Annotated in this window: 10 protein-coding genes; 6 read left to right on the forward strand and 4 right to left on the reverse strand. The window is 43.6% G+C overall.

All coding sequences use genetic code 11. The features are described from left to right. Positions 1-55 precede the first annotated feature (55 nt). Positions 56-958 (forward strand): TIGR01777 family oxidoreductase, encoded by a 903-nt coding sequence (locus L2740_RS19400; protein WP_248951694.1) that lies wholly within the window; start codon positions 56-58, stop codon positions 956-958. A 536-nt stretch (positions 959-1,494) separates the two neighbouring features. Here L2740_RS19400 and L2740_RS19405 read toward each other — a convergent pair. After that, on the reverse strand, positions 1,495-3,948 hold the full coding sequence (locus tag L2740_RS19405) for an ABC transporter permease (protein WP_248951695.1): 2,454 nt from the start codon (positions 3,946-3,948) through the stop codon (positions 1,495-1,497). Next, the gene (locus L2740_RS19410) at positions 3,939-4,670 is read right to left on the reverse strand and encodes an ABC transporter ATP-binding protein (protein ID WP_248951696.1); all 732 of its coding nucleotides are present in this window, start codon (positions 4,668-4,670) and stop codon (positions 3,939-3,941) included. The genes L2740_RS19405 and L2740_RS19410 overlap by 10 nt, the downstream gene beginning before the upstream one ends. Between L2740_RS19410 and L2740_RS19415 the strand changes: the two genes are divergently transcribed. The 4 genes from L2740_RS19415 (at position 4,651) to L2740_RS19430 (ending at position 10,848) form a co-directional block, all read left to right on the forward strand. After that, positions 4,651-5,280 carry an arylesterase gene (locus L2740_RS19415; protein WP_275974405.1) on the forward strand — a complete coding sequence of 210 codons (630 nt, stop codon included), beginning with the start codon at positions 4,651-4,653 and terminating at the stop codon, positions 5,278-5,280. The genes L2740_RS19410 and L2740_RS19415 overlap by 20 nt on opposite strands. A gap of 129 nt (positions 5,281-5,409) precedes the next feature. After that, a complete protein-coding gene (locus tag L2740_RS19420) occupies positions 5,410-6,528 on the forward strand; it encodes a DUF481 domain-containing protein (RefSeq protein WP_248951697.1) in 1,119 nt (372 codons plus the stop codon). A gap of 361 nt (positions 6,529-6,889) precedes the next feature. Continuing rightward, on the forward strand, positions 6,890-9,541 hold the full coding sequence (locus L2740_RS19425; protein WP_248951698.1) for a parallel beta-helix domain-containing protein: 2,652 nt from the start codon (positions 6,890-6,892) through the stop codon (positions 9,539-9,541). A gap of 113 nt (positions 9,542-9,654) precedes the next feature. Continuing rightward, positions 9,655-10,848, forward strand: coding sequence for an SO2930 family diheme c-type cytochrome (locus L2740_RS19430; protein WP_248951699.1), 1,194 nt, complete (start codon positions 9,655-9,657; stop codon positions 10,846-10,848). Positions 10,849-10,907: 59 nt separating this feature from the next. Here L2740_RS19430 and L2740_RS19435 read toward each other — a convergent pair whose 3' ends face one another. Next, positions 10,908-11,948 (reverse strand): helix-turn-helix transcriptional regulator, encoded by a 1,041-nt coding sequence (locus L2740_RS19435; protein WP_248951700.1) that lies wholly within the window; start codon positions 11,946-11,948, stop codon positions 10,908-10,910. Between the two features lie 391 nt (positions 11,949-12,339). Further along, positions 12,340-13,308, reverse strand: a complete 969-nt coding sequence (locus L2740_RS19440; RefSeq protein WP_248951701.1) for a dihydrodipicolinate synthase family protein — start codon at positions 13,306-13,308, stop codon at positions 12,340-12,342. A gap of 1,380 nt (positions 13,309-14,688) precedes the next feature. On the opposite strand from L2740_RS19440, the gene L2740_RS19445 reads away from it, so the two are divergent. Next, positions 14,689-15,372 (forward strand): HNH endonuclease signature motif containing protein, encoded by a 684-nt coding sequence (locus L2740_RS19445; protein ID WP_248951702.1) that lies wholly within the window; start codon positions 14,689-14,691, stop codon positions 15,370-15,372. The last annotated feature ends 406 nt before the right edge of the window (positions 15,373-15,778 follow it).

Raw genomic sequence — 15,778 nt, forward strand, 5'->3', positions numbered from 1 at the left:
AATCTAGCGTACTGATAAATATATAATTAACGCTATAGAATCTGAGATTAAGCCTATGAATATTTTACTAACTGGCGCAAGCGGATTTATTGGTACGCAATTAGTTAGCGCCCTAAAACAGCACCAATTAACCATACTTAGTCGAGATCCACAGCGCTCGGCCAGCAAACTAGGTAGCCAACACCAGTATTTAGGGTCATTAAGCTCTCTTAGCGATCTCAATGATTTTGACGCCATCATCAATCTAGCCGGAGAACCCATTGCCGGAAAACGCTGGAGCGATAGCCAAAAACAAGCGATTTGTCAGAGCCGCTGGACAATTACAACAAAGCTGGCAGAACTGATAAAGCAAAGCGATACACCACCGCATACCTTTATTAGCGCATCTGCAATTGGTTATTACGGCGATCAAAAGCTACAACCCATAGATGAAAGCTTTGAGGTTAATCAACACACTCAGGCAGAGTTTACCCATCAAGTTTGTAAACGCTGGGAGGATGAAGCGCTAAAGGCACAAAGTGAACAAACTCGTGTTTGTATAGTGCGAATTGGCTTAGTACTAGGCAGGCAAGGTGGTGCGCTGGCTAAAATGCTCCCGGCATTTAAATTGGGGTTAGGCGGCCCCATCGCCGATGGCCAACAAGGCATGAGTTGGATCCATCAAACCGATCTGGTACGTATGTTAGTTCATCTCACCGAGGACAACAGCTGTAGCGGTGTGTTTAACGGTACAGCGCCCAATCCAGTAAGTAATAAAAGTTTTACTAAGGCGTTAGGTAAGGCTGTTAACCGCCCTGCTTGTATCCCTGCTCCCGCCTTTGGTTTAAAGCTAGCACTCGGTGAAATGTCGACTCTCTTAATTGAAGGGCAATATGTAACGCCAAAGCATGCATTGGCTGCAGGCTTTGAGTTTCAATACACAGAGTTAGATGACGCATTAGCACAAATATTAGCCTAGGCATAATCGCAAACACTCATGCCAAAATAAGCATTTATGTGACTTTTTAAGCGATAAGTAAAAGGTCCACCTTCTGAGGAAGGTGGCTTTGCTAGCCCTTATGAAGCGACCTCCCTAAAAGGGGAGTTTTCCTACCCTGCGTTAACAAGACGCCGTAAATATATCCCTATAGGCTCTACTAAATCACTGACCGCCATGGATTGGTGGAAATGCCAACAAATGTAAGGAACATTTGTGTCCCTGATTTAGAAGCTTGTACCGCACGATTAGCAAAGCTCACGTATCAATTGAGCTTATGAGCTATTTTTAAATGAATTTATAAGCCGTTAAACATCGCCTTAACTCCGAAATTCCATTGAACGTACTTCAAGCCTAATTGATGATAACCTCCTACTGAAGTAGGTGGTTTAGGGCTGAAACAAAAAGGATAACCATATGGGTTATCCTTTTTTACTTTTACTTATGCAGATGCTTACTCAAACTTAAAGCCATCATAATATCCTCGTAATTTACGACTTTAAGCCTGTATTAAGTCACTAGTGGCCCTTTAATAACTCACCACAAGACTTATTAAGTAATTGCCTACACCGCCATATACCTAAGGTTGCAACCACCAAGCCACCACATAATGGCGCTATGCCCCACCATGGCCAATGCATATAAACATTAAGTTCAAATACCTGTGTTTTCAGTAAGTAGAGAGTAAACTCGGCAACAATTACCGCTAAAATACCTGCGATAGTACCGAGCAGAGCGAACTCAAGACCTGTTGCTGCACGTAGTAACCAACCTGAAGCGCCAAAGGTACGCAGCACAGCCAACTCACGTTGTCTGGTTGCCATGCCAGCCTCTGTTTGAGCGATCATCACTAACGCACTGGCAAGTAGCACCAACACCAAGACTAATGATAACGACAAAGACACTTGGTCAATGATCTGCCTTAGCTGACTCACCATAGCACCAACATCAATAATCGATACTGTAGGGAATTGCTTGATAAGATCTAAAATCACCCCACGTTGTGAGTCATCGAGGTGAAAACTCGACATCGAAGTATAGGCAAACGGCGCTAATGCTTCTTGGGTAAAGATCATAAAGAAATTAGGTTGCAATGTTTCCCAGTGCACTGCGCGAATACTGGCAACCTTCACAGTTAACTCTTGATTGTCGATAGTGTAAGTAAGCGTATCGCCAAGGGATAAATCTAATCGTTCAGCCACACCAGACTCTACCGAGACATCGTACTTATCTTGGTTAAACAGGCCCTCTAACAGCTCATTATTAGGCGGCATAGTGTCACGATAAGTCAGATTTAACTCACGTGAAATACCGACTCGCCCCTCAACACCATCTTGTTTTTGATCTCTTGAAATAAGCACTTCATCATTAATAGCCGTTAAACGGCCTCTAATTACCGGATAAATTATCGGCGCAGACTTAAGCTCTGGCGCTAAAAAATCACTAATAGGCTGAGTTTCTTCCGGGGCAATGTTAACTAAAAAGTAATTAGGTGAGTTTTCAGGCAGCTGTTTTTGCCACTCATTGAGTAAGTCTTGGCGCAGAGCAAAGATAGTCAGTAGCAACACCAACGCGCTACTAAAGCCTACCAGCTGCACCGCATTTTGTTTGGCGCGACGTCTTAAGCCCGCTAACGCCAATTGCAATGGATTGGTGGTTTTCATGCCAACGCTATGGCCAAGGCGGATCATGAAAAAGCCAAGTACACTGAGCAACACACCCAACAATAACACCGCAGCAACCACAGTTAAGGTAAGAGCCAAACTTTGAGAGTAAAGATAACCCAAAACCGCCATGGCACTTAAGCTTAAAACCAGGTGTAACCACATGCCCAATTGCAAACCTTCAAGCTGGCGCTGCAGCACCCTAAGTGGTGGGATCGCTAACAAACGCATCAAAGGATAAGCCGAGAACATAAACGCGCTAATAAAACCTGTGCCTAAACCTAGCATTACGGGGCGCGTAATAGGTGGTGTATAAGCGGCGATTTCTGCAGGTAAAAATGCAGTAATCGCTCTATCAAGGCCAAAGCCACCAATTAAACCTAACGCTACACCCACCGCGGTCACTAGCAATAAGTGCGTACCAAATAATATTCTTATCTGTTTCGCTGACGCGCCAAAGGTTTTCAACATGGCAACCACATCATAATGACGCTGACAATATCGTTGCGCCGCAATGCCAATTGCCGCACAAGCAAGCGCAATACCTAATAAGCTAGCCAATAATAAAAAGCGCTCAGCGCGTTTAACCGCTTCAGCAATCGGTGAGTCACCAGACTGCACATCTACCCAGCGCTGACTGGTGTTTAATAGCGGTTTTGCCTGTGCTTCGAACTCTTTAAGCGCATCAGCATCGCCGGCAAACTGATAACGGTAAGTTACACGGCTGCCAGGTTGAATAACTTGGGTTTTCGCCACATCTTCAATACGCATTAACACAACTGGTGATGAAGCAAATGGGTTAAAGCCGGCATCAGGTAAACGAATGATCTCTTTCGATAGAGCGAACTTGGCATTACCGAGCTCAATCTGCTGTGGATAACCTAACAATCCGCCTAAGCGAGTCTCAAACCAAATATTATCGGCTTGTGGTAAGCCATCAGCTTTACCAGTGCTAAGCTCAATATCGCCTTTTAACGGGTAACCTTGCTCAACCGCGCGCACCGTAACTAGCTGAAACGCATCACCGGCATAGAGCATTGAATTAAACTGCATGCTGCTAACACGAGATAAGCCTATATCATCGGCAAGTGTCAGCACCTTAGGATCAATCTTATCAGGCGAGTCAATAATTCTGTCTGCGGCAATAAACTTAGAGGCTTGGCCATTGATTGCCAGCTGTAAACGCTCGCTCACACTTGCAAGCCCAGTTACCGACAGCACAGCTAGGGTAATTGCCAATATAATGAGTACCAGCTGCCCTTGAGATAACTCCCTTTTAAATAGTCGCCACGCTAAATTCAGCTCCATGCGCTCGCCTCTTCTGCTTGTTCTGGCTGCAGTTCAGCGCTGTTAACTTTCTCGCTCAAGCAGCCTGAGTCCATAATAAATTGGCGTTGGCAGCGACTCGCTAATTCCATGTCATGCGTAACGAGCACTAAGGTAGTGTCACTTTCTCGATTGAGCTCAAACAACATATCGGCAATCTTGTCGCTGTTTGCAGAGTCTAAGTTACCGGTTGGCTCATCGGCAAACAGCACTTTAGGCTCACAAATAAAGGCTCTTGCAATGGCTACGCGCTGCTGTTCACCACCGGATAATTGATTAGGAAAATGGTTTAATCTGTGGCTCAGTCCAACTCGCTCCAGCATGGCCTCTGCTTTTTCTTTGGCCTTTACTACACCAGCCAGTTCTGCCGGCAACATAACGTTTTCTAAAGCATTCAGCGTATCGACCAACATAAACGACTGGAAAATAAAACTAACTTTCTGTTTTCTGAGTGATGCCTTAGATTCTTCATTGAGATTTTCTAACGCCACTCCATCAAGTTTAATCGAACCACTGCTTGGCGAATCTAAAGCTGCTAATAAACCTAACAAAGTGGATTTCCCCGAACCGGATGGCCCGAGGATCGCCACACTCTCTCCCTGCTTGACATCCATATTAATGCCGTTGAGGATAGTCAGTTCTCCCTCTTGGGTATTAACTGATTTTACTAGGTGGCTTACGGTTATGGCGCTATTTTCAGACATAGGATCCTTCTTCAACATAAAAAACCGACTCAGCGGTTTGGTCTTATTATTGGTTTTCAGCAGTTTTGGGCTGAGTGCTTCCCCTATATTAATCCTAGGTGATAGCCTAAGTGCAAGTTATGGCATGCCAGAAAACCAAGGCTGGGTACAACTACTACGTGAGAAAATGCCAAATAGCACAATAATTAATGGTTCGGTTAGCGGCGAAACCTCTGCGGGCGGATTGCGTCGACTGCCCGCCCTGCTTGAATCCTCACAGCCTAAAATCTTGCTTATTGAGCTTGGTGGTAACGACGGCTTACGTGGTTTTCCACCTAAGCAATTGAAAAACAATCTTACAAAAATAATTGAGCTGGCTAAAGCGCAAGAGGTAAAAGTCCTTCTTAGCGAGATCATGGTGCCTCCAAATTATGGCCCTCGTTACGCCTCACAAATAAATACCGTATATAAAGAACTTGCTGAAGAACATGAAGTGACGCTAATGCCGTTTTTTATGGAGCAAATTGTTACCGATAGCTCGCTAATGCAAAGGGACGGCATTCATCCTAATCAAAAGGCGCAAATAATTATTGCTGAGTTTATGTTGCCATGGTTTGAGCAGGCTTTATAATCTGCGACCTAAATCATTGCACCTGTTTTTTACTAGATAAACCTTGAGACACAAATTTATATCTTGTTCAGAGTTGATAAGCCCAATATAAAATCAACCTAATGTTATAGATTATTCAGGGAATGCTTAATGGAATACCAAATGCGCTATACACTTATTGCTGCGAGCTGCCTTGCGGCCGTTTACTCAACTTCTGCCGTATCAGCAGAGATCACGACTCCACAGGCAGTCACTCAAGCACAAACCATGACACCTGAACAGCTGTATCCACCAGTTGACGCTAAATACGACTGGTTGCAGCTAACATCGCTTGAACTATTGAAGGGTGAAATTATCAACCTTTATGACGATAAGTTAGAGTTTGATAGTGATGAGCTAGATACGGTATTTATCGATTGGGAAGACGTAAAAGTATTGCAAACTAGCCGTTTAGTCAGCATTGGTTTTACCGATCTAAGCACTAAAACCGGCCGCCTTTTGGTAGAAAACGGTAAGTCTTACCTTAACGGTGAAGAGTTTGATAACGCCGATATTATGACGATTATTGCCGGCGATCAGTCAGAAGCAAACTACTGGTCAAGCAAGATCACCTTAGGTGTTAACTTCCGCAGTGGTAATACCGACCAAATCGATTATAGCGCCCTAGCAAAAACGGCTCGTCGAACTACCGAGTCACGCTTTAACTTAGACTATATCGGTAACTACTCTAAGACAGACGGTGAAAGCCGTATTAACAACCACCGTATTAACTCAAACTTTGACTGGTTTATCTCAAAGCAGTTCTATGTTCGACCTATTTTTGCTGAAGTGTATAAAGATCCATTTTCCAACATTGAATACCGAGCAACTGTCGGTTCGGGTTTGGGTTATAACATCATTGATAACTCAAAAACAGAATGGAGCATAAGTGGCGGTCCTGCATACACTTACACTCGTTTCGATGAAGTAAAAGCGGGCGAAGAAAAAGATGATGGCAGTACTGCTATTGTTGTTGAAACCGTTTACGACACTGAAATCACCAATGATATCGACTTCAACACCTTGTACCGTGTGCAATACGGTAACGAAGTATCTGGTGGTTATACTCACCATGCTATTGCAACGTTAGAGATTGAACTGACTAGTATGTTTGATCTAGATCTTTCTTTTGTTTGGGATCACATCAATAACCCACAAGCTGATGCCAGTGGATTTATTCCAAAACAAGATGATTACCAGTTTATTATCGGTTTTGGTATCGATATTTAAAACACACATTAGTCGTTAATAAGCGGTCGCTTATTAGTTACTTTTTAAAAATCCCTGCCCGAAACGGTAGGGATTTTTTATATCCCAATTCAACAGCAAATTGCACAAATCAAACTTATACCGACTCACCGCCTCTAAAAATAATGGATTTTTAGTTGAGAACGCACATACATACAAGCGTTTGAATTAGCTACCGTTCAACAAAAATTTCAATAGTTAAGCTTATCACTGCTGTTTAATTCACTGCATTATCCCTAAGCACATCAGCTTGTTAATAAAATGTTGTCCACATTTCACATTGTTTATCTTGTACGTCAGTGCAATCTAAGAAATGCATAATAACAATAATTTTGGAGACGCTATGCTCAACAAGAAACCTTCATGGCTGATGCCCACAATCATCGCCACTGCAGTGGCATTAAGCTTAGGCGCTTGTTCATCTGATGATGACGACGCCCCAGTAGATGAAAACACTGAAGCCGTGACCCCAACTCCTGAACCTGGCCCCACCTTTCCCGAAGGTGCCATCATGATTGAAGATGGCGAAAACCTCACTACTCGAATACAAGAAGCGCTTATTAACGCCCAAAGTGGTGACGTATTAGTGCTGCCAAAAGGTACTTTCGAAATAGAGTCGACCTTATTATTTGATGGTGATGTTGACGGTGACGGCAGCTTTGCCAAAAACGTCACTATTATGGGATACGGCATGGAAGAGACGGTACTCGACTTTTCTAACGCCAACTCAGGCGACGGTATTTTTGTGCAAAATGCCCTCAATATCATTATTCAAGATCTGTCGGTCAACGAAGCCAAAAACAATGGTATTAAGCTTAAAAACACCAACGGTATTATACTGCGCCGCTTAGCCACAGTGTGGGAGGGTGAGCTTGATGAAGGTAACGGCGCCTACGGCCTTTACCCTGTTGAGTGTGAAAATATCCTGATTGAAGACACTTATGTGCGCGGTAGTGCCGATGCAGGTATTTATGTCGGTCAATCACAATATATTGTTGTGCGCCGCAATATCGCCAAAGAAAACGTCGCCGGTATTGAGATTGAAAACTCAAAATATGCCGACGTCTACGACAATGAAGCCATGGGTAATACTGGTGGTATTTTAGTGTTTGATTTACCTATTGGTAACCATAGATACGGCTCAAGTGTGCGTATTTTTAATAACAAAGTATATGATAACAATACTAAAAACTTTGCGAATGCATCAGCAAACCCAGCTGGTGTACACATTGTACCGCCGGGTACAGGTATGATTATTCTCTCAACCGATGATGTTGAGATCTTTAATAATGAAATTACCAATCACGACACCATGGGCGTTACTATTTCGAGCTTCTTTATCGCCGAGCCAGATATCTCTGCATTTGTGGCCAACTATGGCCAACCAGGTCAGCCAATTGAAGATGGTTGGCGCCCAACGCCGCGCAATATCTATCTGCACGGCAATAAGATTGAAGGTTTCGGTCAAAAGCCGAATGGTTACCTTATTGATGACATTATCAAAGGTTATCTGTTTACCCATGGCAAATTTCCCGGCGTCTTATATGACGGCCTAGGTGAACTGCTATCCAATAACGGCACCGCGGCTTACTTAGGTCTGCAAGAACTGCCATTTGCAGCTGACGGCAGTGACAATGTGTGTGCGTCAGATAACGGCGACGTATCATTTGGCCGCTTATATGCAAATGACAATACCGACACCAACAGCCCAGAGTTTCTATTTGAAGACAGCCAAACTGACATCATGAACTGTCAACAAGTTAGCTTACCCGTGCATACAGTGACCTTTGGCGATCAAATCTTTGGTTGTGGCGTTGATGACGACACCGCAGGCTGTGACGGCGGTAATCTCGTTGGCGGCGGTGGCAGTATTGGTGAAGGTGAAGGCGGACTTGAAGGCGATGGTGATTTAAGCCTTTGTGTCGCTGAAGGCTCAAACGCTTCATGGGATGCACTACTCAAGGCCAACTGCCCTAACCTATCTGACTATAATCTATTTGCAGATATGCAAGATCCAACCAGCGCGCCTCACTCTGGTGGAATGCCATATGATCTTAATACACCGTTATTTACCGATTACTCGAGTAAATACCGCTATGTATTTGTACCTGAGGGAACTAAAGCTGATTACTCAGCCACTGAATCAATGGACTTTCCTGTCGGTACTGTCATCGTTAAATCGTTTGCGCTACCTATGGACACCAGCAAACGTGGCCTAGCGAATGAGGATCTGATTGAAACTCGCTTGCTTATTCACCGTGAAACCGGCTGGACTGCGCTGCCTTATGTGTGGAACGCTGAAAAGTCTGATGCTGTGCTGGCAAAAGCTGGTGCGATTCAAGGTAAGAGTGTGATGCACAATGGCACCGACATGAGCTTTGATTATGTTGTGCCTAGCATGAACCAGTGTAAACAGTGTCACCAGTACAAACCTGATGCCGACAGCCCTGCGAAGTTTGTGCCTATTGGCCCTAAAGCGCGCCATCTTAATAAAGATTACGCCTATAGCGACGGTAGCATGAATCAGCTACTTAAGTGGCAAGCAGCTGGGATTTTACAAGGTGTGCCTGATGTAACCAGTATAGATACAGTTCCGGCATACAATGACGGTGATGAAGCAACAGTTAGCCAGATGTCTGATGCGGCATTAATGGACGCTGCCAAGGGATATTTAGATATCAACTGTGCCCATTGTCACCGCCCAGAGGGGAACGCCTCTAATACCGGTTTGAAGCTTGAGTACTGGCGCTCCTACGCAGAAGATGCAGGTCTGTCTCACGGTACCTGTAAGTCACCAGTGGCTTATGGTGGCGGCGCATTAGGTTTTGATATCGTGCCGGGTAAGCCAGAAGAATCAATTCTGCACTTTAGAATGGAATCGAATGATCCGGGTGACAGAATGCCTGAAATTGGCCGCAGTTTGTCACACGCTGAAGGTGTCGCGCTCATCAACGAGTGGATTAAGCGTTTACCAGAAGCAAGCTGCTCAAACTAGCGACTCACTAAGTTAAACCTATAAAGCTATTGAAATAGCGATATACAAAAGCAAAGGCCGGCAAATGTCGGCCTTTTTTAACCGCAATAACTCCAATAAATGGAGATTTATTTATGCGCATACCGATTTCAGTTATCGTCATTACTCTACTTTTCTTAACCACCGGCTGCGGTGGCTCAGATGAACAAGTACAAACAACTGTTGATGCTAGCCAGCCAGATCCAGCTCCTGAACCGACGCCTGAGCCAACACCCGATCCCTCATCTAGCTGCAACGCCACCACTACAGAAGTAAACTGGAATGCCTTGATGGAGCAAGATTGCGAGTCACTGTCGCAGTACGGTTTGTTTGTTGACCCAAGTATTCCCACCAGCTCAGCAGTATCACCGGGGTTAAGTTACCATCTAGCAACCGAGCTATTTTCAAACTACGCCAATAAGCACCGTTTTATCTTTGTACCTACAGGTAAAAGCATCGAGTTTGATCCAACTGCTACTTTTGACATGCCAGTCGGCACGGTTTTAGTAAAAACGTTTTCGTTACCATTTGATACTCAAGTTAGTGGCGCCAATAACGAAGTGTTAATCGAAACTCGACTATTAATTCATAGAGAGACTGGCTGGACAACGCTGTCCTACCTTTGGCAAAACGGCGACGCTATACTGCAAGTTGCCGGTAAAGATGTGGCCCATACACTTAACCATAAAGGTCAAAGTCAGAGCTTTGCTTACCACGTCCCTAGCCGCGCCGAATGTAAGCTTTGTCATCAAACCAGCAGCGATAGCAGTAAAATTGAACCTATTGGCTTAAAAGCGCACCTGCTTAATCGAACCATCACTAATCAAGGGGCGCAAATTAATCAGCTACAACTCTGGCAGCAGCAAGGACTATTACAAGGCTTGCCACAGCTTAACGAGGTTGGCAAAACCTACGATATTTTTGATGAGTCAGCGCCGCTTACCGCAAGAGCCAAAGGCTATTTAGATATTAACTGCGCTCATTGCCATAACCCGCAAGGCTTTGCCAGCATATCGGGATTAAGGCTAGGCTTTTATGTGGACCACACCAGCTTTGAATATGGGATCTGTAAACAGCCGCCGGGTTGGGATGGCGGTGAGCGCGGATTATCTTACGATATTATTCCCGGTGACGGTGAGCACTCGATATTGGTGTATAGGCAAGAACTTAACCAGCCCAAAGACAGAATGCCACCCATTGGCCGTTCAATCGCTCATACAGACGCGGTTGCACTTATCAAGCAGTGGATAGATGAAATGCCCGCAGAGCTAGCAAATTGCCAGCAATGAACCACCTAAATATAAATGAAGTCGAGCTTATACAATTACAAACACAAACGAGATAAAACCTAAGATGATGACTCAGCCACTAGTGGTCGATTTAAGCGATGAAAATGTCCAGGGGGATGACCAATCCAATGTTTGAAGCTTTGGCGAAAATGGCTCACTTCGCCAAAGCCCATTAAGTCAGATATTTCATCTATCGAGTAATCGCTAGTTAAGATCAAATCAATAGCCATTTGGCAGCGCACTTGATCCACCAGCTTTTGATAGCTGGTATTAGCCGCCGCCAGCTTACGTCTTAAAGTTCTTGCACTAATATTTTGCAGCTCTGCCATCGCGTCCATACACGGCAAATCTGGTGCTTGTTGACGTAAAATATTTAATAGCTCAGATATATAGGATGACTCTACATCTAACTGCTGTTGATTCAGAGGTTGCTCAAACGGGTAAGTCAGTGGCAAATCAAGATACTCATGGGCAATCGACCACTCAAAAAATTCAGCATCAAACTCAACTTCAGCACCGGCTTTAACCGCTAAGAAACTGGCGTCTCTGCAGGGCTCAGCTAACGCAATATGGCTTAATAGTATTGGCTGTGCCGTTAACTCTTTAGCAAAGGCTAACAGCGAGCAAATGCTGTGCTGAAATTGACAGCTATAGCGCTCAAGTTCAACTTTATTAGTATTGAGCCAGCGCACATGTAAACGGCCCAAATCATTTCTAATCAGGGTATCTGAAAAGCTGCCGACCAGTTCAGGGTGAGCAATGGCAAACTGTAAGCAATCACCTAAAGTATTAAACTTGGCTAAGTAAGGCTGCAACACATCTAATTCGACCACTTTATAGCGACTTGCGGCTTTAGCTGCAATTTCAGGATCTTGGCTTAACCTGCGGATAAAACTCATGGCGTAATCAACTTGCCACACATAAACAAATTCACTCGACCTAAGCGCAGCGTTGTCTAAGCCAATATCGGCATAAAGCTGCTCAACATGCTCCATAGCAAAGTTGTCAGCTAAATAATTGATTAAGTTTTTGAGTTCATAAGCAGGATACGACTGATCCCCTACTCGCATATTGGGTTTGTAGCTGCAGATCTGTTGCATTGCACTCGATAACTGATGAACGGTAATAATATTTTTAGCGGATCTAAATAAGAATTAATAGCCTTTTATTAATTTAAACTTAAAAATATCGTAGCCATTGAATAAAGCTTGTCTGCCTTTTTATGTTTGTCACAAGCAAGCCTGAGCGACTTGCAGATCGACTTATCAATTGCCCCTCTGCGGATGTTCGGGTACAGGCGATCAGCGCTGAAAGTGCAAATATCACAAGTACAAGAACAATGACTTGGATGGTAGCAATAAGTAGCTGGTTAGATTATTTAATAAAGCATACTTTTTAATGCCAAAAGCAAAACAGAAATAAACCAGAAATAGAGATAGAGATAGAAAGCCCCGTAAAAACGGCGCTTTCATTTTTGAAGGTTTGCGAGGATTACTCAGCTAAGCCTAAAACTGCAAGTCTTTCTTTCGCTAGAAGGTATCTTGCGCGAACATCATCAATTTGCTCTTGAGTTAGCTGCTTCCCAAGAGTACGAAGACCGCCAACTGTGTCATTATGGTGAATACCAAAAGCAAACTTGAGATATTCCATAAGCAGCGGCTGAGCATCAAGGTATGAGATAGAATTCATCGCCTGAGAAATTTTGTTTGCCTCAGCCCATTCGCCATTATTAACATACTCTTGCATAGAAACGCTGGCTTTCGGGAATATACAACCTACACCAGTAATACCACCGCATGCGCCAGCAAGCCCCGCATGTACAGTTACAGTGTCAACGCCTGCCAGAATTTTTAACTCTTTATTCTCTAACATCAGCGTTTCAATAGTTGACACATCTGTGGTTGATATTTTCAGAGCCGTGACTTCAGGTAGAGCAGCAAGTCTTCTCAGAATATCAGTTGAAAGCGCATGATATCCAGCTGCATCAGGGTTGTTATAAGGCATAATGGTTATGCCTGCTTCTTTTGCAGCAATTGCAGAAAGCTCATAGTAGGCATACATTTCTTCATCAGAAGGCGCTTGCTTCGTTTTTGGTGGCATCACCATTACGGTATCCACTCCAACTGTCGCAAGTTCGGTAACAATAGTGGCAAGCTCTTCTTTCGTTTCAGCCGCAGCACCACTGATTAATGGAACATTATATTGTTTAGCAACATCAGAAAGGGCTTTAAGTAAAGCAAGGCGCTGATCAGAGCTTAAGTAGCTATTCTCACCTAGAGTGCCGGAGCCAACAAGGCCACCCATTCGACTTCCGCCCTTACCTTGAACTTCCAAAATATCTGCAGCGTATTTTTGTGTTGCTTCAAGGTCTATTTCAAGGGTGCCGGATCCTGACTCTTTTAGCCATGTAAACACCGCCGGCATAACCGTATAGCGCCAATCTGTGTTATTTGCTTCCATCATGTTACCTTTTTATTGAAAATTACATCACATAGAATTAATTGTATAAAATATACCAAACAAAATACGTAAGTTAAACCCCTTTCGGCAAACCAAGGCCTTATTGGTAACAAACAATCTGTGAAACTGGAGGTTCTGCTGCAATACTAAAACACATGCACATAGGTTGTGTCATTAAATGCTGCTGTTAAATAATGCTCCCTTACCTGCAATTTGACCGTCCGTGACATGATGCAAGATGGCCAAGTCATTAATGTTCAGGTAGGAGTAATCAAGCTTTTCTTTCAACGCACAAGGTTTGGCTTAACTCACTGGCAAGCTGCTAATATCTAAGCCACTGAAGTGGTTACACTTTCAGCTACTGGCTAACTCTAACACGAAATCTTTACCATCAAATCTCTAACACCAAGTGCTGAGCTTTCAACAATGTGAGTTAGCCTTGGAATGAAGGGTTATTATATTTTTGGGTAGCGCTATCTGATAGCGAATTATGAATTGCACCTTCATTGTTACTAATCGCCTGCAGCGGGCGCATGTGCAGACACTGCCGTGACACGCTGCAAGTCCATCCCTGGAAGCTCAGCCATGACGTCCATGTCATGGACGGTCACAGCCGTATCTACACTGGATATTTGGCGTACTCATTTAGGCTAATCGTTTTTGGGTGTAACTTGAAAATGCCCCAAAACGTGTTTAGCTTCGAATGAAAGTTGATTACATTTTGTATTGTTGCTACATAATGGCGTGTTTGAATTTGTAGCTACTTAGTTATCAATCGCCTGCAGCGGCGTATGTGCAGATACTGCCGCGACACGCTACAAGTCCATCTGACCTCCAAGGATGGAGGAAATGCCAAATTCTGTATGGAACAGAATTCGCCTTGGAAGCTCGGCCATGACGAATAGCATCCCTGCTAAAAGGCCAGTTCGGCATCCTGCCTCTCGTTCGAAAACTTGATAACATCGTTATCTCTCACCTTGTCATGGACGGTCACGGCCGCATCTACACTTGATATTTGGCGTACTTATTTGGCTGAGAGGTTTGGTTTCTAAATTAAAAATGCCCCGGAATTATCATATAGGCCGGAACCTAATGACTTTTCTTCTTTCATGAACATTGCACTTTATGCTATGCCGGAGGTTCTTTGTTTCACTCAGACAGAGAAACAGGGAATCTGTTCGTTTTATGCTGTAAGTCATTATTAATAAAATTGTTTACTGGTAGTCTTGAGTGATAAAAGTATTGGTGAACTGTTCTTATTAAGACCGTTCTCATTCAGAATTCAGCCTAATATACTGTTATGCATATAAGAGAAAATTGATGTCAATTTCAGATAAAAACCGGAAAATCCTTTGGGGCAAATCCGGAAATAAATGTGCTATGTGTCGGCACACGTTGGTGTTCGAAAGCACTAGCAATGACTCTGAGTCAGTTGTTGGTGAAGAGTGTCATATTGTTTCTGGTGCTAAGAGCGGACCTCGAAGCGACTCTAGCTTTCCAAGAGATAAAATCGATGACGTTTCAAATCTCATATTACTTTGTCGAGTTCACCACAAGCAAATAGATGATCAAGTAGAAACTTACACTCCCGACTTACTCCGAATTATTAAGTCTAATCATGAGAAGTGGGTCGAAGATAAACTTAAAGACGCCCCAAAAATCCCTAAAGTTAGGGTAGTACGAGACAAAGCGCAGATTCCTGAAAAGTTAAACGTTATTCACACGGGGAAAGAAATGTTCGGTATCTTAACAGGGTGCCTTGCAAGTTATATGGATTATAGTGACAACCTGTCTGATGAAGAATTAGATCTTGTCGGCTCGTTCTTACAAAATGCCAAAGATTGGTCTGAGCTTGCACAAGACATGGAGCCAATCCAAAAAATTAATGCTAGTCGAGATCTTGATGCTGAATTAAGCGCTCTTCGTGAGATGGATTTGTTTGCATTTGCCGCTGTTGAAATACAAAAAATGGTGGGTGGCATTAGTGGTGATTCTGAATTTCCAGTTCTGCACTTGACCGTTAGCAAAGCTAATGATCCTAATGTGGTTTCCGGAGAGTCGTGAAAAATATGCATAACAAGGCAATCAAGTGTGACGCATTACACTCGGCAGTTTTGGTTTGAAGTTCAGTTGGCTTGGTGAGTTCGGTGGGGCGCACCTTATGGCTGGCGTTATTTGACGTATACCCACTTACTATACATTCCTTAATGAGACTAATGACTTTAAGAGCTTTAAATATAACTGATTGACGTCCAAAAACTAGCTAGGACTTTAGGCGTAACGCTAAATATTAAAGGTTATGCAGTTCTAACCAAGTGTAGATACAGCTGAGGCCTCTGATGGCATGGATGCCATCGTAGAGCTTACAGGGATGATGGGATGGACACCTCTTGTTAAACCGGCGTCATTTGCGCCATATTGAATTTGTGCGTTCAATAACTAACAAAAGGTGTCCAATATGAAAGTTACA

The organism is Shewanella pneumatophori (assembly GCF_023283895.1).
Classification (GTDB): Bacteria; Pseudomonadota; Gammaproteobacteria; order Enterobacterales; family Shewanellaceae; genus Shewanella; species Shewanella pneumatophori.